General features: G+C 54.5%; 16 protein-coding genes and 1 pseudogene. 14 read left to right on the top strand and 3 right to left on the bottom strand.

What is annotated here, in order from left to right; translation table 11 throughout:
* The first annotated feature begins 167 nt into the window (after positions 1-167).
* The 13 genes and pseudogenes from NMC31_RS15630 to nanQ all read left to right on the top strand — a co-directional run bounded on the left by NMC31_RS15630 (position 168) and on the right by nanQ (position 12,503).
* Positions 168-728, top strand: a complete 561-nt coding sequence (locus NMC31_RS15630) for a fimbrial protein (RefSeq protein WP_253898406.1) — start codon at positions 168-170, stop codon at positions 726-728.
* Between the two features lie 84 nt (positions 729-812).
* Positions 813-3,449, top strand: a pseudogene (locus NMC31_RS15625) (fimbrial biogenesis outer membrane usher protein).
* Between the two features lie 19 nt (positions 3,450-3,468).
* Entirely contained in the window at positions 3,469-4,221 is a 753-nt protein-coding gene (locus NMC31_RS15620; protein ID WP_000288457.1) for a fimbria/pilus periplasmic chaperone, read from the top strand.
* Between the two features lie 15 nt (positions 4,222-4,236).
* Complete coding sequence (locus NMC31_RS15615; protein WP_000877917.1) at positions 4,237-4,752, top strand: fimbrial protein; 516 nt, start codon at positions 4,237-4,239, stop codon at positions 4,750-4,752.
* Positions 4,749-5,237 (top strand): fimbrial protein, encoded by a 489-nt coding sequence (locus NMC31_RS15610; RefSeq protein ID WP_000746532.1) that lies wholly within the window; start codon positions 4,749-4,751, stop codon positions 5,235-5,237. Before NMC31_RS15615 ends, NMC31_RS15610 begins: the two co-directional genes overlap by 4 nt.
* Positions 5,234-5,773, top strand: a complete 540-nt coding sequence (locus NMC31_RS15605; protein WP_000846184.1) for a fimbrial protein — start codon at positions 5,234-5,236, stop codon at positions 5,771-5,773. Before NMC31_RS15610 ends, NMC31_RS15605 begins: the two co-directional genes overlap by 4 nt.
* Position 5,774: 1 nt before the next feature.
* Positions 5,775-6,620 carry a StfH/YfcO family fimbrial adhesin gene (locus tag NMC31_RS15600; protein ID WP_253898405.1) on the top strand — a complete coding sequence of 282 codons (846 nt, stop codon included), beginning with the start codon at positions 5,775-5,777 and terminating at the stop codon, positions 6,618-6,620.
* Positions 6,621-6,737: 117 nt separating this feature from the next.
* Positions 6,738-7,511 (top strand): transcriptional regulator NanR, encoded by a 774-nt coding sequence (gene nanR / locus NMC31_RS15595; RefSeq protein ID WP_188016881.1) that lies wholly within the window; start codon positions 6,738-6,740, stop codon positions 7,509-7,511.
* A gap of 134 nt (positions 7,512-7,645) precedes the next feature.
* Positions 7,646-8,539 (top strand): N-acetylneuraminate lyase, encoded by an 894-nt coding sequence (gene nanA, locus NMC31_RS15590; RefSeq protein WP_253898404.1) that lies wholly within the window; start codon positions 7,646-7,648, stop codon positions 8,537-8,539.
* 403 nt (positions 8,540-8,942) lie between these two features.
* A complete protein-coding gene (locus NMC31_RS15585; protein WP_149464013.1) occupies positions 8,943-10,433 on the top strand; it encodes an MFS transporter in 1,491 nt (496 codons plus the stop codon).
* Between the two features lie 44 nt (positions 10,434-10,477).
* Positions 10,478-11,167, top strand: coding sequence for an N-acetylmannosamine-6-phosphate 2-epimerase (locus tag NMC31_RS15580; RefSeq protein WP_253898403.1), 690 nt, complete (start codon positions 10,478-10,480; stop codon positions 11,165-11,167).
* The gene (nanK, locus tag NMC31_RS15575; RefSeq protein WP_253898402.1) at positions 11,164-12,042 is read left to right on the top strand and encodes an N-acetylmannosamine kinase; all 879 of its coding nucleotides are present in this window, start codon (positions 11,164-11,166) and stop codon (positions 12,040-12,042) included. The genes NMC31_RS15580 and nanK overlap by 4 nt, the downstream gene beginning before the upstream one ends.
* Positions 12,036-12,503 (top strand): N-acetylneuraminate anomerase, encoded by a 468-nt coding sequence (nanQ, locus tag NMC31_RS15570; RefSeq protein WP_253898401.1) that lies wholly within the window; start codon positions 12,036-12,038, stop codon positions 12,501-12,503. The genes nanK and nanQ overlap by 7 nt, the downstream gene beginning before the upstream one ends.
* Before the next feature lie 68 nt (positions 12,504-12,571).
* Here nanQ and NMC31_RS15565 read toward each other — a convergent pair whose 3' ends face one another.
* The 3 genes from NMC31_RS15565 to gltB form a co-directional block, all read right to left on the bottom strand.
* Positions 12,572-13,720 (bottom strand): PDDEXK nuclease domain-containing protein, encoded by a 1,149-nt coding sequence (locus NMC31_RS15565; protein WP_253898400.1) that lies wholly within the window; start codon positions 13,718-13,720, stop codon positions 12,572-12,574.
* A 182-nt stretch (positions 13,721-13,902) separates the two neighbouring features.
* Positions 13,903-15,321: a glutamate synthase subunit GltD gene (gltD, locus tag NMC31_RS15560; protein WP_149464008.1), complete on the bottom strand. Its 1,419-nt coding sequence runs from the start codon at positions 15,319-15,321 to the stop codon at positions 13,903-13,905.
* Positions 15,322-15,330: 9 nt separating this feature from the next.
* Positions 15,331-19,791: a glutamate synthase large subunit gene (gene gltB / locus NMC31_RS15555; RefSeq protein WP_253898399.1), complete on the bottom strand. Its 4,461-nt coding sequence runs from the start codon at positions 19,789-19,791 to the stop codon at positions 15,331-15,333.
* A 683-nt stretch (positions 19,792-20,474) separates the two neighbouring features.
* Here gltB and mnmL point away from each other — a divergent pair.
* Complete coding sequence (mnmL, locus tag NMC31_RS15550; protein ID WP_253898398.1) at positions 20,475-21,449, top strand: tRNA modification radical SAM protein MnmL/YtqA; 975 nt, start codon at positions 20,475-20,477, stop codon at positions 21,447-21,449.
* The last annotated feature ends 28 nt before the right edge of the window (positions 21,450-21,477 follow it).

The following is a 21,477-nucleotide window of genomic DNA, read 5'->3' as shown; positions in this document are numbered from 1 at the left end:
GGACACTATCCCCGCTCACCAAAGAATATAATCACATGCAATTCTTTTGCGGGAAGCAATGACGCCTATTCGATGGTTGACTATAAACATCATCTTAAATTTTGAATTTTATAATTTCATTAAAGAGGTTGTTTATATTTTTATTATTTATGATTTAAGGACAAATAATGAGTAAGTTCGCTAAAACTGCCATTGCAGCCGCAATGGTAATGGGCGCAGTTGTCTCCGCGTCAGCCTTCGCTGCAGGCAACAACGGTACTGCACGTTTCTATGGCACCATTGAAGAATCCCCGTGCTCTATCGTTCCAGACGATCACAAACTGGAAGTGGATTTAGGCAACATTGGTGCAGAAGCACTCAAAAACAACGGGACTACCACGCCGAAAGACTTTCAGATTCGTTTACAGGACTGCGTATTTGATACCCAAACGAACATGGAAACGACGTTCACAGGTAACGTTTCTACGGGAAACGACAATTACTACACCATTTTTAATACCGATACAGGTGCTGCGTTTAACAATGTAAGCCTGGCGATTGGTGATAAGCAAGGTACTTCCTATAAAAGCGGTGCTGGTATTAAACAGCCGATCGTAAATGACTCAGTAACCAATAAAGGCAAACCTAAACAGACTCTGAACTTCAAAGCCTGGTTAGTCGGTGCGACGGGTACGCCTGACCTGGGTGGTTTTGAAGCGAATACCACCTTCCAGATTACCTATCTCTAAGGTAATTCACCCCCATAGCATCGCGCTATGGGGGATTTTGGCGAGTTTTTGGACTTATTATAATAATCACGGATGAATACGTGTATGCCTGACCATTCCCTTTTCCGCTTACGGGCGCTTCCCTGGTGCGTTGCCGTGGCCATCTCTGGATGCCATATCAATGCCTGGGCTGATGAAGATATTCAGTTTGATTCCCGTTTTCTGGAATTAAAAGGCGACACGAAAATCGATTTAAAACGCTTTTCAAGCCAGGGTTATGTTGAGCCAGGTAAATACAGTTTACAGGTTGAGATTAATAAACAGCCGTTACCCGGTGAATATGATATTTACTGGTATGCAACAGAAAATGATGCCAATAAGACTTACGCCTGCCTGTCGCCAGACCTGGTGGCACTGCTTGGTTTCAAAGAAGACATTGCGAAAAATTTTCAATGGGTTCACGACGGTAAATGCCTCAAGCCAGGCCAATTAGACGGTCTGGAAATGCGTGTTGATTTAAGCCAGTCCGCACTCCTTATCAGCTTGCCGTAGGCGTATCTTGAATACAGCGATGTCGACTGGGACCCTCCCTCGCGCTGGGATGATGGCATCTCAGGTTTAATTGCCGATTACAGCATCAACGCCCAAACCCGACACGAAGAAAATGGCGGTGATGACAGCAACGATATCAGTGGCAACGGTACGGTTGGCGTTAACCTCGGGCCGTGGCGCCTGCGAGCCGACTGGCAGAGCGATTATCAGCATACCCGCAGTAATGATGAAGAGACGGAAGACAGCACCGAAAGAAACTGGGACTGGAGCCGTTACTATGCCTGGCGCGCGTTACCGAGCCTGAAAGCCAAACTGGCACTCGGTGAAGATTACCTCGATTCCGATATTTTCGATGGCTTTAACTACATCGGCGGTAGTATCAGTACTGACGATCAAATGCTGCCGCCGAATCTGCGCGGCTATGCCCCGGATATTTCCGGCGTGGCCCATACGGCGGCGAAAGTCACCGTTAGCCAGGCCGGGCGCGTAATCTATGAAACCCAGGTGCCAGCCGGGCCATTCCGTATCCAGGATCTCGCCGATTTTAGCTCTGGTACGCTGCATGTGCGCATTGAAGAGACAAACGGTCAGGTGCAGGAGTATGACATCAGCACTGCCTCCATGCCGTTCCTGACTCGCCCGGGCCAGGTGCGCTACAAAATTATGATGGGGCGACCACAGGAGTGGGGGCACCATGTGCAAGGCGGGTTCTTTTCCGGTGGCGAGGCGTCCTGGGGGATAGCAAACGGCTGGTCGCTGTATGGCGGGGCGCTTGGCGATGAAAATTACCAGTCAGCCGCGCTTGGGATTGGTCGCGATCTCTCCGTTTTCGGCGCGATGGCCTTTGATATCACCCACTCGCATACCCGACTTGACGATTCGACCCCTTACGGAAAAAGCACGCTCGACGGTAACTCTTTCAGAGTCAGTTATTCCAAAGACTTTGACGAACTCAACAGCCGCGTCACCTTCGCCGGATACCGCTTCTCGGAAGAGAACTATATGACCATGAGCGAGTACCTGGACGCGAATGACAGCGCAATGGTCCGCTCAGGCAATGATAAAGAGATGTACACCGCCACCTATAACCAGAACTTCAGGGATGCCGGTGTTTCTGTTTATCTGAACTATACGCGTCACACCTACTGGGATCGTGATGAACAGACCAACTACAACGTAATGCTCTCCCACTATTTCAATATGGGCGGCATTCGTAACATGAGTATCTCTCTGACCGGTTATCGCTACGAGTATGACGACAGCGCTGACAAAGGCGTCTACATCTCCTTAAGCATGCCGTGGGGCGATAGCAGCGTTGTGAGTTACAACGGCAACTACGGTAGCGGTTCAGACAGCAGCCAGGTAGGGTATTTCAGCCGTATCGATGACGCCAGTCATTATCAGATAAACGTGGGCAACAGTGAAAATCACTCCAGCGTGGATGGTTATTACAGCCGTGACGGTTCAATGGTCCATGTGGACCTCAGTGCCAACTACCATGAAGGGCAGTACACCTCTGCCGGGTTGTCGCTACAGGGCGGCGCTACGCTCACGGCTCACGGTGGCGCGTTGCACCGTACTCAAAATATGGGCGGTACGCGATTACTGATTGACGCTGACGGCGTCGCTGACGTCCCGGTCGAAGGAAATGGTGCAGCGGTGTACACCAATATGTTTGGCAAAGCCGTCGTTGCCGACGTCAATAATTACTACCGTAACCAGGCCACGATTGACCTGACCAAACTGCCAGAAAACGCCGAAGCCACGCAGTCTGTCGTGCAGGCGACGCTTACCGAAGGCGCTATTGGCTATCGTCAATTTGCGGTCATCAGTGGGCAAAAGGCGATGGCAGTTCTGCGCATGAGTGATGGCAGTTACCCACCATTCGGTGCGGAAGTGAGTAACGAGCATGACCAGCAGGTCGGCCTGGTTGATGATGACGGCAACGTCTATCTGGCCGGGGTAAAAGCGGGCGAACACATGCGTGTCTCATGGAATGGTGAACCCCACTGTGAGATTTCTCTGCCAGACCCGCTACCCGCCGACCTGTTCAATGGCCTGTTACTGCCCTGCAAGCAACAAGGCGCGGTGATGCCTGCGGCTCCGGTAGAGATTAAACCGATGATTCAGGAACAAACGCAGCAGGTCACACCTGGCGCGGAACCCATGGCTATTTCAGCAAACCAATAACGTGATTAAGGATTGATCCATGTATACATTGACTCGCTCTGCAACACGCGTTGCCCCGGCGCTGGCGCTGCTGGTGGCGGCCGCCAGTTTTACAACCGACGCATCGGTGACGCCCGATCGCACACGCCTGATCTTCAATGAAGGCGACAAATCTATCAGCGTCACGTTGCGCAATAACGACCCGAAGCAGCCCTACCTGGCGCAAAGCTGGATGGAGGACGAAAAGGGCAACAAAATCAGCTCGCCACTTACGGTACTGCCGCCGGTACAGCGTATAGATGCGATGATGAATGGTCAGGTAAAAGTCCAGGGAATGCCGGATATCAACAAGTTACCCGCCGATCGTGAGAGCATGTTCTACTTTAACGTGCGTGAAATCCCGCCAAAATCGAACAAACCTAATACGCTGCAGATTGCCCTGCAAACGCGTATCAAATTGTTCTGGCGACCCAAGGCACTGGCAAAAATTAACATGAGAGACCCGTGGCAGCACAAGGTGACGTTAACCCGCAATGGCCAGGCGTTCACCGTCAACAACCCCACGCCGTATTACGTGATTATCAGCAATGCCAGCACACAGAAAAATGGTAATCCGGCAGCTGGGTTTACGCCGCTGGTCATGCCGCCGAAATCGTCCGCACCGTTGAATGTGAAGATGGACACTGTGCCGGTGCTGACTTATGTCAACGACTACGGTGCGCGATTGTCGCTGAACTTTAAATGCACTGGCAATAATTGCCAGGTGGATGCAGAGCAAAGCCGCAAAGGCTGATGCCGGGAGAGTCTTATGAAATACACGTTTCTGGTGGGAACGGGCATTTTTCTCCTGAGCGGCTGGCTGATGGGGAACCTTGCTGTCGCAGGGCAAAGTAAAAAGGTGTCATTGTCGTTGCGCATTTTGGTGGATGGGCCACCGCCCTGTTCCGTAAAGGGGAGCAACGTGGATTTTGGCAATGTCTACATTAGCAAAATCAATGGCACAAATTACCGTACCACGACCCCGCTTTATACCCTGAACTGTGATAACAGGGCGGTGGGTGCTGATGAACTGCGGATGCAGCTTAAAGGCGCAACCACCGTGATTAACGGGGAAACTGTCATGGCCACCGAAATACCAGGCCTGGGCATTCGCATCGAAAACGGTGCCGATAACTCTTTGTTCAGAGTGGGTGAAGGTAACTGGACTCCTTTCAACTTTTACCAGTCGCCCAATCTCAAAGCAGTGCCGGTTAAACAGAGCGGAGCGCAGCTTATGCCTGCGGTTTTTAACGCCACTATGACGATGGTGGTGGATTACCAATGAAAAAACGCTTGTTCCTTTTACTCTGCACCTGCGGTGGCGTTGCGCTGGCGGCTGACGATGACATCACCTTCCACGGTACGCTGGTGGCACCGCCTGTCTGTGCTATCAGCGATGGAAAGACCCTCGAAGTGGAATTTCGCGATCTCATCATCGACAGTATCAACGGGGACTATGGCCGCAAGGAAGTGGAATATGACCTGAGCTGTGACTCTGACACGCGCGATCCCAGCTTGAACATGACGCTCACCTGGACGGGGACGCCGACCGCCTACAATAACGCGGCTATCGAAACAGACGTTCCCGGCTTTGGTATTGAGCTTCAGCATGATGGTCAGCGTTTTGTGTTGAATACTCCGCTTGCCATTAACGCCACCGATTTTACCCAAAAGCCGAAACTGGAGGCCGTACCAGTGAAGTCAGCCGATGCGGTGCTGAGCGATACCACCTTTTCAGCCTATGCAACCTTGCGGGTGGATTATCAATGAAGACAGAACGTATTTGTTCACTCGGTTATGGGCTGTTAGCGGGCCTGTTGTTGATCTGCAGCATACGTGCTCTGGCCGTGGACAACAACCTGCATTTTTACGGCAACTTACTCAGCCGTTCTTGTACGCTGGTGGTTGAGAGCGGGAATCTGGCCGAAGTCCATTTTCCGACTATCAGTCGTCGGGATCTTATGGCTACGGGGGAGTCTGCGCACATCCCGGTGGTGTTTAAGCTGAAAGATTGTAAGGGGCCCGCGAGTTATCAGGTCCAGGTGACCCTTACCGGTACGGAAGACAGTGAGCAGCCCGGTTTCCTGGCGCTGGATACCACATCAACCGCGCAAGGCGTCGGAATTGGGATGGAAACGACGGACGGTGTACGGGTGGCGATTAACAACCCCTCCGGGGCGAAATTCACGCTTAGCGATGGCAGCAATAATATTAATTTCAGGGCCTGGCTACAGGCGAAAAGCGGTCGGGAAGTAACGATGGGCGATTTTACCGCCAACCTGACGGCAACCTTCGAGTATATATAATATGAAAAAATGGATGATTTGTTTCGCAAGTCTGATATTACTTGCTCTCAGTTTAGGAACCCCAAAGAGCTATGCGGGTGATAAGCTCTACAGCTCAAGCTTTCCAGGGACTGCAGTATATTATGCAATGAATAATGCCTCTATGCAGGGTACTTTATATTACTATGTTACGGTATTAACGCCAAAAGAAGTCGCTTATGGTCAATACAATGCAACACGCGCGGGGAGAGGCGATACTCTCCCGGTAATATCCTGGACCGGCTCAGGTCCGGCACCAAAGCTAGTGCTGGCTGACTGGGGCCGCACAGATAGCTCAAACTGCCCAGGTATGAATACGACTATATATGTCTGCGGATTTATGACTTTTAATGTCACGGTCGCATCTGATGATTATGGCTGCCCATGGATTGCCTCTCTTTATTCAGTTGCCCAGGCCAGTGGATTTAGTGCATATACAAGTCCAACAATGAGTCGTACTGTTTGTCCAACAATTCCAGTATCTTCTTATGATATATCCTGGAGTGATAGTTATGTTAGCCATTCTAAAACGTTACAATTACAATCCAATGGTTCAACCATCACAACAACGCTTTCGACCTATTTGATGGAAAGTGGCAATCTCTGCGATGGCAGTAATTTTGATGCCAGAGGAGCATACTGTCGTGCAGTTTCAGATTTATTAACGTTTACTTCTTATGGTTGCGATAATGCAAAGGTGACAGTCACACCGACACGTAAACCGTTAACGGATAGAAAACTCCACGACATTGTGGTGAAGGTGAATACCAGTAGCCGGCAACCGATTGATTCTGCGTGCCGTTTCCAGTATGTCTTAAATGAATTGTAGTGACGGTAATTTAACGACGCGACGGGGCCATCTGGCCCCGTCGTCATTTCCGGCGTCTGTTTTATGATATGATGGTAAAGGCTAACTTCCCCTCTACAGTGAATGGAAACGGTACCTATGAGCGCTTTCGATCCTCAATCTGCAGACACCATCGGCAACAGCCTGCGCCGTCGTCCGCTGGCGCGTAAAAAGCTGTCTGACATGGTGGAAGAAGAGCTGGAGCAGATGATTCGCCGCCGGGAATTTGGTGACGATGGGCAACTGCCGTCCGAACGCGAACTGATGGCGTTCTTCAATGTTGGTCGCCCGTCGGTGCGTGAAGCACTGGCCGCGCTCAAGCGGAAAGGGCTGGTGCAAATCAATAACGGCGAACGCGCTCGCGTTTCACGTCCGTCGGCAGACACCATCATCGGCGAACTCTCCGGCATGGCGAAAGATTTCCTCTCGCATCCTGGCGGTATCGCGCACTTCGAACAACTGCGTCTTTTCTTTGAATCGAGCCTGGTACGTTACGCCGCTGAACACGCGACGGATGAGCAAATTGCGTTGCTGAGTAAAGCGCTGGAGATCAACAGCCAGGCGCTGGATGACAACGCGCAGTTTATCCGCTCGGACGTCGACTTCCACCGCGTGCTGGCGGAAATTCCCGGCAACCCGATCTTTATGGCGATCCACGTCGCGCTGCTCGACTGGCTGATTGCCGCCCGCCCAAAAGTGGCGGATCAAGCACTCCACGAACACAATAGCGTCAGCTACCAACAGCATATCGCGATTGTCGACGCCATCCGCGCCCGTGATCCCGACGAAGCCGATCGCGCGCTTCAGGATCACCTCAACAGCGTTTCCGCGACCTGGCACGCTTTCGGCAAAGCCAAAAAATCCCGTCAGTGATCGTCGTATTGCGATCGGTTTAGTGAAGTCGATCGCACAATAAGCTTTCTGTATTACGCTGCTTCAAAAGCGATCTGGTATAACAGGTATAAAGGTACATAGTTATTCCAATTAAACATCACTACGAGGTATTTATGGCAAGCAATTTACGTGGCGTCATGCCCGCGCTGCTCACCCCTTTCGACGCACAACAAAAGATGGATAAAGAGAGTCTGCGTCGTCTGGTGCGTTTCAACATTGCACAGGGTGTGGACGGCGTTTATGTCGGGGGCTCAACCGGAGAAGCCTTCGTTCAAAGCCTGGCGGAACGCGAGCAAGTGCTGGAAATCGTGGCAGAAGAAGGCAAAGGCAAATTGACGCTTATTGCCCATGTCGGTTGCATCAGTACCGCGGAAAGCCAGCAACTGGCCGTTGCCGCAAAACGTTACGGCTTTGACGCCGTTTCTGCGGTAACACCGTTTTACTACCCGTTTAGCTTTGAAGAACATTGTGACCACTATCGCGCAATTATCGACTCGGCTGATGGATTACCGATGGTGGTCTATAACATTCCGGCACTGAGTGGGGTAAAACTGACGCTGGATCAGATCAACACTCTGGTCACGCTGCCGGGCGTGGGGGCGCTGAAGCAAACGTCGGGCGATCTGTATCAGATGGAGCAGATCCGACGCGAACATCCGGATCTGGTGCTCTACAACGGGTACGACGAAATCTTTGCTTCCGGCCTGCTGGCAGGTGCAGACGGCGGGATCGGCAGCACCTACAACATCATGGGGTGGCGTTACATGGGGATCGTGCAGGCGCTGAAAGCGGGCGATATCACTAAGGCGCAACAGTTGCAGCGTCAGTGTAACGAGGTTATCGACCTGCTGATCAAAGTCGGCGTGTTCCGTGGCCTGAAAACGGTTCTGCATTACATGGATGTGGTCTCTGTGCCGCTGTGCCGCAAGCCGTTCGCGCCGGTGGATGAAAAATACCTGCCGGAACTGAAAGCGCTGGCGCAGCAGTTGATGCAGGAGCGGAGCTGATTTTGCCCCTCACCCCGGCCCTCTCCCGCAGGGAGAGGGGGAAAACCGCAGGCACATGATTATTGGCGCGGTCTGTTCCCTCTCCCTTGAGGGAGAGGGTTAGGGTGAGGGGGGAGAAAACCGCACCCACATAACCGCTGGCGCGGTCGGTCCCCTCTCCCTTGAGGGAGAGGGTTAGGGTGAGGGGGAGAACCCGCACCCACATAACCGCTGGCGCGGTCGGTTCCCTCTCCCTTGAGGGAGAGGGTTAGGGTGAGGGGGACAAACCGCACCCACATAACCGCTGGCGCGGTCGGTCCCCTCTCCCTTGAGGGAGAGGGTTAGGGTGAGGGGGAGAACCCGCACCCATCCAAACACATTCATATCAAAGCGCGTGGGCCCAGCCCACCGCGGGAGACTCACCATGAGTACAACAATCCAGAACATCCCGTGGTATCGCCATCTCAACCGGGCACAATGGCGGGCATTTTCCGCCGCCTGGTTGGGGTATTTGCTTGATGGTTTTGATTTTGTCTTAATCGCCCTGGTGTTGACGGAAGTGCAGGGTGAATTCGGTTTAACCACGGTACAGGCGGCTAGCCTTATCTCCGCCGCCTTTATCTCCCGCTGGTTCGGCGGCCTGATGCTCGGCGCAATGGGGGATCGCTACGGTCGTCGCCTGGCCATGGTCACCAGCATCATTCTCTTTTCAGCGGGAACGCTCGCCTGCGGTTTTGCACCGGGCTACACCTCGCTGTTTATCGCCCGTCTGGTGATCGGTATGGGGATGGCGGGGGAATACGGTTCCAGCGCCACCTATGTTATCGAAAGCTGGCCTAAACACCTGCGCAACAAAGCCAGTGGCTTCCTGATTTCGGGTTTCTCTGTCGGTGCTGTTATCGCCGCACAGGTCTACAGCCTGGTGGTGCCCGTCTGGGGCTGGCGTGCGCTGTTTTTCATCGGCATCGTACCTATTGTCTTTGCTCTCTGGCTGCGTAAAAACATCCCGGAAGCGGAGGACTGGAAAGAGAAACACGAAGGTAAAGCCCCGGTGCGCACGATGGTCGATATCCTCTATCGCGGCCAGTATCGCGTAATGAACATCATCATGACCTGTGTCGCGGGGGCGTCCCTGTGGTATTGCTTCGCCGGTGAAGCACGCATTGCCGGGCTGGTGGCCCTGTTGGGCCTGGTGTGCGCCATCATCTTCATCAGCTTTATGGTGCAAAGCAGCGGCAAACGCTGGCCGACCGGCGTCATGCTGATGGTGGTTGTGCTTTTTGCGTTCCTCTACTCGTGGCCTATTCAGGCACTGTTACCGACCTATCTGAAAACCGAGCTGGCCTATGACCCGCACACGGTGGCGAACGTCCTGTTCTTCAGCGGATTTGGCGCGGCGGTTGGCTGCTGCGTGGGCGGGTTCCTCGGCGACTGGCTGGGCACGCGTAAAGCCTATGTTTGTAGCCTGCTGGCCTCACAGTTGCTGATCATTCCGGTGTTTGCGATTGGTGGCACAAACGTCTGGGTGCTGGGCTTGTTACTCTTCTTCCAGCAGATGCTGGGGCAGGGGATCTCCGGGATCTTACCGAAGTTGATCGGGGGATATTTCGAAACGGATCAACGTGCGGCAGGCCTCGGCTTTACCTACAACGTCGGTGCGTTAGGCGGCGCGCTGGCGCCGATCCTCGGCGCATTGATTGCCCAGCGGTTGGATCTGGGCACCGCGCTGGGCTCGCTCTCCTTCAGCCTGACGTTTGTCGTGATCCTGCTGATCGGCCTTGATATGCCCACGCGCGTTCAGCGTTGGATCCGCCCGGAAGCGCTGCGCACACACGATGCGATCGACGGTAAACCGTTTAGTGGCGCTGTACCGTTTGGCGGCGATAAAAGCGGATTAGTGAAAAGTAAAAGTTAACAGGGAGCCCGGCAAAGGCCGGGCGCTTCTCCGAGGATATGATGATGGCTTTACTTGAACAGCTGAATAACAACATTGCGCAATCTGGCGGGCTGATTGTCTCCTGTCAGCCCGTTCCTGATAGCCCGCTGGATAAACCCGATATCGTTGCCGCGATGGCGCTGGCTGCGGAACAGGCCGGGGCAGTTGCACTGCGCATTGAAGGCGTAGCGAATTTACGCGCCACTCGTGCAGTCGTGTCGATTCCGATTATCGGCATTCTCAAACGTGACCTTGATGATTCTCCGGTGCGAATCACGCCTTTTCTGGACGATGTTGATGCGCTGGCGCAGGCCGGGGCAGATATTATTGCGGTTGATGGTACGGACCGCGTGCGCCCGGCGAGTGTGGAAGCGCTTCTGGCACAGATTCATCAGCACGGTTTGCTGGCGATGACCGATTGCTCAACATTTGAAGATGGCATGGCTTGCTATCGGCTGGGGGCCGAGATTATCGGCACCACGCTTTCGGGTTACACCACGCCGCAGACACCGGAAGAGCCAGACTTCGCACTGGTGAAATCCCTGAGTGATGCGGGCTGCCGGGTGATTGCCGAAGGGCGCTACAACACCCCTGCGCAGGCGGCTGAGGCGATGCGCCACGGCGCGTGGGCGGTCACAGTCGGTTCCGCCATCACTCGCCTTGAACATATCTGCCAGTGGTACAACACGGCGCTGAAAAAGGGGCGATCATGACCACGCTGGCGATTGATATCGGTGGCACTAAACTGGCAGCCGCCCTGGTGGATGATGCGCTCAACCTGCTGGAACGCCGCGAGCTACCCACACCGGCGAGCAAAACGACGGATGCGCTGTGCGCCGCTTTGCAAACGCTGGTTGAGCCGCTTTACCCTCGCGCCACGCGGGTGGCGATCGCCTCAACCGGGATTATCCGCGATGGCGTGCTGCTGGCGATTAACCCGCTTAATCTGGGGGGCCTGCTGAATTTCCCGCTCACGAAGACGCTGGAAGCGATAACCGGGTTGCCAACATTAGCCGTTAACGACGCACAGGCAGCGGCGTGGGCTGAGTATCACGCGCTCCACGATGACTATCGCGATATGGTTTTCCTCACCGTTTCTACGGGTGTGGGAGGAGGGGTGATAATCAACGGCAAACCGATCGCCGGAACGGGAGGTCTCGCCGGGTATTTGGGGCATACGCTGGCCGATCCTAACGGGCCGATGTGCGGCTGTGGCCGCCGTGGTTGTGTCGAAGCGATTGCCTCCGGGCGCGGGATTGCCGCAGCGGCAGAAGGCGAACTCGCCGGATGTGACGCTAAAACGATCTTTATTCGCGCCGGGCAGGGTGATGAACAAGCCATACAACTCATCCATCGTTCTGCGCAGACGCTGGCAAGATTAATCGCCGATGTAAAAGCGACCACCGATTGCCAGTGCGTGGTCATTGGCGGCAGCGTTGGGCTGGCGGAAGGGTATTTAGCGCGGGTGGAGACCTGTCTTGCGCAGGAACCTGCTGTTTATCAGGTCACACTACAATCGGCACACTATCGGCACGATGCCGGATTACTGGGGGCCGCACTTCTGGCCCAGGGAGAACAATCATGGTAACTGGGGATATTCAATCGCTGGCTGCTGCGGGGTTACACCCTGTCCTGGCTGAAGCGTTAACATTGGCGTTAACTGCCCGCCCACAAGAGAAATCGCCAGGGCGTTATGAACTGCGCGGCGATGACATCTTTATGAATGTGATGACGTTTGCCACACAGCCAGCCGAAAGTAAAAAAGCAGAACTGCATGCGCAGTATGTGGATATCCAGCTTTTGCTGAGTGGAGAAGAACGGATTTTGTTCGGTGTGGCAGGGGCGGCCCGGCAGTGTGAAGAGGTACATACTGATGAGGATTACCAGCTTTGCTCTGCCATCGAGAATGAGCAAGCGGTGACGTTAAAGCCGGGGATGTTCGCTGTGTTTATGCCGGGGGAACCGCATAAGCCGGGATGTACCGTCGCGTTATCGCAAGAGATTAAAAAAACGGTGGTGAAAGTCCGCGCCAGCTTACTCGCGCGTTAAAAAAAGCCGGATAGCGCTGGCGCTAATCCGGCCTGAAAAAATATTAATTATCAGTCGGATAAGTTTTTTTAGCGGCGTCTGACCCTTGATGCCAGCGCCTGCTGAGTGCGAATTAATTCTTCCGCCAGTTGTTTCTCATCGGGGAGTTGCACCTTATATTCACTCGCCAGAACGGTATTCGGCAAACCGGCCAGCGCGTAATGTGCTTCACCTGCGCCTTTCTCAGCGCAAAGAATTAATCCAATAGGTGGATTCTCTCCTGGTTGCGTCCAGTGTTCTTTCGCGTAATTCAGATACATATTCATTTGCCCGGCATCGGTATAGCTAAATTTCCCGACCTTAAGGTCTACAACCAGCAGGCAGCGTAAAGGACGATGGAAAAACAGAAGATCCACTCGAAACCAGTTGTCATCAATACGTAACCGTCGCTGTCGGCCAACAAAGGCAAAATCATCCCCAAGCTCCAGCATGAAATCCATCAGATGGTTAATCAGTGCCTCTTCAAAATCGGATTCTGAGTACTCATCTTTAAGTTCCAGAAATTCGAGTACGAAAGGATCGCGTATCGCTTGTTGCGGGATGATAGTGGCTTCCACTGGCTGGGTTCGTTGCAATACGGCTGACTTGTCGCGAGACAGTACTGAGCGCTCATAAAACTGGGTGGCGATTTGCCGCTCAAGTTGGCGAACAGACCAGCCGCAACGGAGCGTCTCTTTTTCGTAAAAATTACGGGCATCGGGGCTTTTAACGGAAAGCAGGCGGACATAAGTGGACCAGGGCAAGGGGAACGACCTGGCGAGTTGCGCTAAATGGCAGGATTCACCAGACAGCGCCTGGCTAATTGTGGCGCTGAATTCTCCAGACGGTGTCTGGTGAATTGCAGGGCTGAATTGTGCAGACAGTGTCTGCACAATTTCAATTCTTTGAAAACAAATATAAAAATCCTTAAATTGCCATAAATTCCTGGTAGAAAACCCACGCTTATACCTTAGACTTAAATCCTTCGATAGCCGCTTAATTAGTTGTGTACCATAAGCCGCTCTGGCTTCGCCGCCTTGTTCAAACTCGACAATTCGTCGGCCGATTTCCCAGTATGTCGCTGTCATCAGTGCATTAACGCTACGTACTGTTTCTGTCCGTGCGCTATCGACCAGATGAATAATGCCATCGTGAATCTGTTGATAACCTTCAGTGGATTGTGCGGGGAGCGATTCCATCCTTTATCCCTCAATGCGAGCCTGCGTTGAAAATGGAACAGCTATACGCCGGGCGTTCGCGTGGAACAATCCGCAACAGCGTATTGCATTCATTTTCTTCAGGATCTGCGAGGGGCTTTCCAGCAAAAGCGGGGGATTTCAGCACCGCCTTCCTTTCCAGGCAGGCGGCGCTGAGGCAGGGTTTACACTTCCAGCCAGTTCATGATGCCGTCAGCCGCTTTACGGCCTTCGGCGATGGCGGTTACCACCAGGTCTGAACCACGCACAATGTCACCACCAGCGAAGATTTTCGGGTTGCTGGTCTGGAAGGCGTTTTCGTGGCCTTCCGGGGCGATGATGCGACCCTGAGAATCCAGTTCGACGCTGTGTTTCGCCAGCCATTCCATGCTGTGCGGGCGGAAACCAAATGCCATCACCACCGCATCCGCCGGAACGACATGCTCGGAGCCAGGAACGATTTCCGCACGGCGGCGGCCTTTTGCATCCGGTTGGCCCATCTCGGTGCGCGCCATTTTCACGCCGCAGACCTTGCCGTTAGCATTCACTTCAATGCCCAGCGGCTGCACGTTGAACTGGAATTCAACACCCTCTTCACGCGCGTTTTTCACTTCGCGGCGTGAGCCTGGCATGTTCTCTTCGTCACGACGATAAGCACAGGTGACATGCGTTGCGCCCTGACGAACGGAGGTACGCACGCAGTCCATCGCGGTATCGCCACCGCCAAGCACTACCACGCGTTTGCCTTCCATGTTGATGTACGGCTCGTCTTTATTCTCACCAAAGCCCATGATCTGACGGGTATTGGCAATCAGGAACGGCAGCGCATCGAACACGCCAGAGGCATCTTCATTTTCCAGACCACCGCGCATCGACTGATAGGTGCCGACGCCGAGGAACACCGCGTCGTAATCACTCAGCAGGGTTTCAAGCTGCACGTCACGGCCCACTTCGGTATTCAGTTTGAACTCAATCCCCATCCCGGTGAAGATTTCACGACGGCGGGTCATGACCTCTTTTTCCAGCTTAAAGGCCGGAATACCGAAGGTCAGCAGGCCGCCAATTTCCGGGTGACGATCAAAGACGACCGCTTTTACGCCGTTACGCGTCAGGACATCAGCACAGGCCAGGCCCGCCGGGCCTGCGCCGATAATCGCCACTTTCTTGCCGGTTTGCTTCACGCCAGACATATCCGGACGCCATCCCATTTCGAACGCTTTATCATTGATATAGCGCTCAATGTTGCCAATGGTTACGGCGCCGAACTCATCGTTCAGCGTACAGGAGCCTTCACACAGACGGTCCTGCGGGCAAACACGCCCACACACTTCCGGTAGGGTGTTGGTTTGATGCGACAGTTCTGCCGCTTCAAAAATACGCCCTTCGTTGGCGAGCTTCAGCCAGTTCGGAATGTAGTTGTGTACCGGGCATTTCCATTCACAGTACGGGTTGCCGCAGGAAAGGCAACGATCGGCCTGCGCTTTGGCCTGGCCTTCTGAAAACGGCTCGTAAATTTCAACAAACTCGATCTTGCGGATCTTTAACGCTTTCTTAGCGGGATCAACGCGTTGCAGGTCGATAAATTGATAAACGTTCTGACTCATGATGACCCCTTACTGCGCCTGCACACGCAGCTCTGCTGCGCTACGACTACGGTGACCCAACAGTGCTTTGACATCGCTGGACTTCGGCTTAACCAGTGCAAACTTCGCGGAGAACGCCGGCCAGTTCGCCAGAATCTCTTCACCACGCGATGAACCGGTCAACTGGACGTGCTCGGTAATCAGCCCGCGCAGGTGCTCCTCGTGGATTGCCAGAGAGTCAACGTCCAGCACTTCCACCAGTTCCGGGTTAACGCGTTTGCGGAAATCGCCGCTCTCATCCAGAACGTAGGCGAAGCCGCCGGTCATACCTGCGCCAAAGTTAACGCCGGTTTTACCCAGAATACAGACGATACCGCCGGTCATATATTCACAGCCGTTGTCGCCAATACCTTCGACCACGGTGATTGCGCCAGAGTTACGCACGCCGAAACGTTCACCCGCGCGGCCTGCGGCATACAGACGACCACCGGTCGCGCCGTAAAGGCAGGTGTTGCCGATAATGCTCGCTTCATGGCTGCGGAAGGCGGAACCGACCGGAGGACGAATGGCGATCAGGCCGCCCGCCATGCCTTTACCCACATAGTCGTTGGCATCGCCGGTCAGGTGCAGTTCAACGCCGCCCGCGTTCCAGACGCCGAAGCTCTGACCCGCCGTCCCGCTGAAGTGCGCGGTAATCGGATCGCCGGCCAGACCCTGGTCGCCATGTGTCTGAGCGATATAACCGGAGAGCGACGCACCCACGGAGCGATCGGTGTTGCGAATATCGAACCAGAAGGTTTTGCTCTGGCGCTCATCGACAAACGGTTTCGCCTGTTGCAGCAACTGCGCGTTCAGCACGCCGTTATCGAACGGCGGGTTATTCTCGGTGCAGTACAGCGCTTTGCCAGGATGTGGCTCAGCGGTCTCCAGCAGGCGAGACAGTTCCAGCTTCTGCTGTTTGGCGGTGAAACCGTCCAGCTCTTTGAGCAGGTCGGTACGGCCAATCAGGTCAACCAGGCGGGTCACGCCCAGTTGCGCCATCAGCTCGCGGGTTTCGCGGGCGATAAATTCAAAGTAGTTGGTCACTTTGAACGGCAAGCCGTGATAGTGGTTCTTACGCAGTTTGTCATCCTGAGTTGCCACGCCCGTCGCGCAGTTGTTCAGGTGGCAAATACGCAGATATTTACAGCCCAGCGCCACCATCGGGCCAGTACCGAAGCCGAAGCTTTCCGCGCCGAGAATCGCCGCTTTGATGATATCGACGCCGGTTTTCAGGCCACCATCGACCTGCAAACGAATTTTATGGCGCAAACCGTTGGCAACCAGCGCCTGCTGGGTTTCCACCAGGCCAAGTTCCCACGGGCAGCCAGCATATTTCACCGACGACAGCGGGCTTGCACCCGTACCACCGTCATAACCCGCGATGGTGATTAAATCGGCATAGGCTTTCGCCACACCGGTAGCGATAGTGCCGACGCCAGGTTCGGACACCAGCTTCACGGAGATCATCGCTTTCGGGTTGACCTGTTTCAGGTCGAAAATCAGCTGTGCTAAGTCCTCGATAGAGTAGATATCGTGGTGCGGCGGCGGGGAGATAAGCGTCACACCCGGCACCGAATAGCGCAGTTTGGCGATGTACGGCGTGACTTTATCACCCGGTAACTGACCGCCTTCGCCCGGTTTCGCACCCTGAGCGACTTTAATCTGAATGACGTCGGCGTTGACCAGGTACGCTGGCGTGACGCCGAAGCGACCGGAAGCCACCTGCTTGATACGCGACACTTTATTGGTGCCGTAACGCGCCGGGTCTTCACCGCCTTCGCCGGAGTTAGAGTTACCGCCGATGCCGTTCATCGCTTCCGCCAGCGCTTCGTGCGCTTCCGGGCTCAATGCGCCGATAGACATCGCCGCGGTATCGAAGCGTTTGAACAGGTCAGTCGCCGGTTCAACCTCATCAATACTGACAGCGTCGCTACCCGGCGTGATGGCCAGCAGATCGCGCAGCGTGGCCGCCGGACGCTCGTTGACCAGCTTCGCGTATTCCTGATAGTCGCTGTACTCACCGCTTTGAACGGCTTGTTGCAGTGTGCGCACCACGTCCGGGTTATAGGCGTGATATTCACCGCCGTGAACGTACTTCAGCAGGCCGCCCTGGCTAATCGGTTTACGTGCCAGCCAGGCGCGTTTCGACAGGTTCAGCAGGTCCTGCTGGAAGTCGTCAAAGTTTGCGCCGCCGATACGGCTAACCACGCCCTGGAAGCACTGCTCAACCACGTCGTCGTGCAGGCCGACTGCTTCAAACAGTTTTGAACAGCGGTATGAGGCGATGGTCGAGATGCCCATTTTGGACATGATTTTGTACAGACCTTTGTTGATGCCGTTACGGTAGTTCAGCATCACGGTGCGATACGCTTTATCAATTGCTTTGGTATCGACCAGTTTCGCCAGCGTTTCGTAGGCGAGATACGGGTAAATTGCCGTCGCACCAAAGCCAAGCAGCACGGCGAAGTGGTGCGGATCGCGGGCGCTGGCGGTTTCCACGATGATGTTAGCATCGCAGCGCAGGCTCTTATCAACCAGACGTGCCTGAATAGCGCCAACCGCCATCGGTGCAGGAACCGGCAGACGATTTTTGGCGATGTTGCGGTCAGAGAGCACCAGCAGAACGGTGCCGTTACGCACCATCTCTTCGGCTTTATCGCACAGCGCTTTTACCGTCGCCTCAAGCGAGGTTTCAGTCGCGTCGTAAGTAATATCGAGCGTGTCTGCGCGATAGTGCTCATCTTCAATGGTGGTGAGCTGTTTAAAATCAGAGAACAGCAGGATCGGTGATTTGAAGCTCAGACGGTGCGCCTGGCCTTCCGCTTCACAGAAGACGTTCATTTCGCGACCAATGCTGGTCGCCAGCGACATGACGTGCGCTTCACGCAGCGGGTCGATTGGCGGGTTGGTTACCTGCGCAAACTGCTGGCGGAAGTAGTCATAAATAATGCGCGGCTGGCTGGAGAGTACGGCGAATGGGGTATCATCGCCCATAGAACCGACGGCTTCCTGGCCATTTTCGCCCAGCACGCGGATAACGGAATCGAGCTCTTCCGCGCTGTAGTTAAACTGCTTCTGGTAGCTGGCGAGGGCGTCATCGTCCATCTCGCGGCTGCCGACCTCTTCGTCCGGCAGATCTTCAAATGGCACCAGACGGCGGACGTTTTTCTCCATCCACTCTTTGTACGGGTGGCGACTTTTCAGGTCGTTATCGGTTTCGGCAGAGTGCAGAATGCGGCCACTGCGGGTATCGATAACCATCAGCTCGCCCGGCCCAACGCGGCCTTTTTCCATCACTTCATCGGGCTGATAATCCCAGATACCCACTTCCGATGCACAGGTGATGAGCTTGTCTTTAGTAATGACGTAGCGCGCCGGGCGCAGGCCATTACGGTCAAGGTTACAGGCCGCGTAGCGACCATCGGACATGACGATGCCCGCCGGGCCATCCCACGGCTCCATGTGCATGGAGTTAAAGTCGAAGAACGCGCGCAGTTCCGGGTCCATATCCGGGTTGTTCTGCCAGGCTGGCGGAACGAGCAAACGCATCGCACGTACGATATCCATCCCGCCTGCCAGCAGCAGTTCGAGCATGTTATCCATTGAGCTGGAGTCGGAGCCGGTTTCGTTAACGAACGGCGCGGCGTCGTGCAGGTCAGGGATAAGCGGCGTCTGGAATTTATAGGTACGCGCGCGTGCCCACTGACGGTTACCGGTGATGGTGTTGATTTCACCGTTGTGCGCCAGGTAGCGGAACGGCTGTGCCAGCGGCCAGCGCGGCACGGTGTTGGTGGAGAAGCGCTGGTGGAACAGGCAGATGGCCGATTCCAGACGCAGGTCCGCGAGGTCCAGATAGAAGCGCGGCAAATCCGCCGGCATACACAGACCTTTATAGATGTTCACCAGGTTAGACAGGCTACATACGTAGAACTCTTTGTCTTCCACCAGGCGTTGTTCAATGCGGCGACGGGCGATAAACAGACGGCGTTCCATATCGCGCGGGCGCCAGCCAGCCGGGGCGTTAACAAAGATTTGCTCGATACGGGGCAGCGAGGAGAGGGCGATTTCACCGAGCACGCCTTCGTTGGTCGGCACATCGCGCCAGCCAACAATAGAGAGCGTTTCACGCTGCAATTCTTCTTCAACGATGCGGCGTGATGCGGCGGCTTTGTCCGGGTCCTGATTGAGGAACAACATACCGACGGCGTAGTTTTTGGCTAAACGCCAGCCGCGCTCTTCCGCCACAATGCGGAAGAAACGATCCGGTTTTTGCAGCAGCAGGCCGCAACCGTCACCGGTTTTACCATCGGCGAGGATTGCCCCACGGTGCTGCATGCGGGCCAGTGCGTGTATAGCGGTACGCACTACCTTGTGGCTAGGTTCGCCTTCTATGTGGGCGATCAGGCCGAAACCACAGTTATCCCTCTCAAGGGATTTATCGTACAACATATCAGTGAACCTCCCCAGGCTCTACGTGACTCACTCCGACACCGATTGCGCACGGGCGCAGAAAGAGCATGGCGACGGGATTGGGTCGTTCAATGACCAATCTCGCATTCGCCCTCTTTTGCCTTTTCGCGCAGGTCAAACAAGTTTGAGGACTTGCTTCAGAGGGAATCTCAATTACTGCATAAATATGATGAGCTGAGTGCTCATCCAGAAAGCTTCCAGCGGATTTCCAACTTATCGGGAATCCGTAGACAGGTCAAATGGCAAACTTATTTATCTGAAAATGTGCTAAGCAGGCGTTAACTCTATGATAATAAATGTTTTTAGATGTATTTTACATTGTATTAACCACGAAACAGGTGCGGATGGAGTGTGATCTGACTCACTGTCTGGAAGCGCTGTGATAAATGACCTGTGCTGAATTTGCCGCTTAAAGCAGCACATAACACTGGCAATGGTTGTGCGGGTATAGGATCACTCTGTTTTTCTACGGGAGGCGGATTATTGCAAAATAAGCGGCGTATATAAGCAAAAGTAATCGGTTGAGCGGTGAATGAAATTGCATTTATTTTGAGTGATTATGCAATGAGATAAAGGTCTACCGGGCGATTGATCCAGGTCATCGCCGATCGAGACTAAAAATGGCAGGCTTGGCCCCTTTCTACAGGCCGGTCTATCAGATTATGCAGTTACAAAAATTAGTCAATATGTTTGGTGGGGATCTTGCGCGTCGCTATGGCGAAAAGGTCCATAAATTGACGCTGCATGGTGGGTTTAGCTGTCCGAATCGTGATGGCACTATTGGCCGGGGTGGTTGCACATTTTGCAATGTCGCTTCTTTTGCCGACGAAGCGCAGCAGTACCGCTCGATAACCGAGCAGCTTGAACATCAGGCCAGCCTGGTGAATCGCGCCAAACGCTATCTTGCCTATTTCCAGGCTTATACCAGCACTTTTGCGGAAGTACAGGTGCTGCGCTCTATGTATCAGCAGGCAGTCAGTCAGGCCAATATCGTTGGCCTGTGCGTAGGCACGCGCCCGGACTGCGTGCCGGAAGCGGTGCTCGATTTGCTCACTGAATATAAAGATCAGGGTTATGAGGTGTGGCTGGAACTGGGGCTCCAAACCGCGCACGATAAAACGCTGCATCGCATCAACCGGGGGCATGATTTCGCCTGCTACCAGAACACCACGCGACTGGCACGCGAACGCGGGCTGAAAGTCTGTTCGCACCTGATTGTCGGCCTGCCGGGCGAAGGGGCGAGTGAATGTCTGCAAACTCTGGAACGTGTAGTAGAGACCGGTGTGGACGGCATCAAGCTGCATCCGCTGCATATCGTGAAGGGCAGCATTATGGCGAAGGCATGGGAAGCGGGGCGCTTAAGCGGTATTGCGCTGGAGGATTACACCGTGACGGCAGGCGAGATGATTCGCCATACGCCGCCCGAGGTGATTTACCACCGCATTTCCGCCAGCGCGCGTCGTCCGACGCTGCTCGCCCCGCTGTGGTGTGAAAATCGCTGGACCGGGATGGTGGAGCTGGATAAATACCTTAACGAACACGGTGTGCAGGGATCGGCGCTGGGGCGCGGGTGGGTGCAACCCCTCACCCCGGCCCTCTCCCCCGGGGAGAGGGAGAAAAACCGCGCAGCATATTGATCCGCATGCGATGGGTTCCCTCTCCCTG

This window comes from Pseudocitrobacter vendiensis (assembly GCF_943590815.1).
GTDB lineage: Bacteria > Pseudomonadota > Gammaproteobacteria > Enterobacterales > Enterobacteriaceae > Pseudocitrobacter > Pseudocitrobacter vendiensis.
The sequence above is the reverse complement of the archived record's forward strand: the minus strand, read 5'-3'. Positions and strand labels throughout refer to the sequence as shown.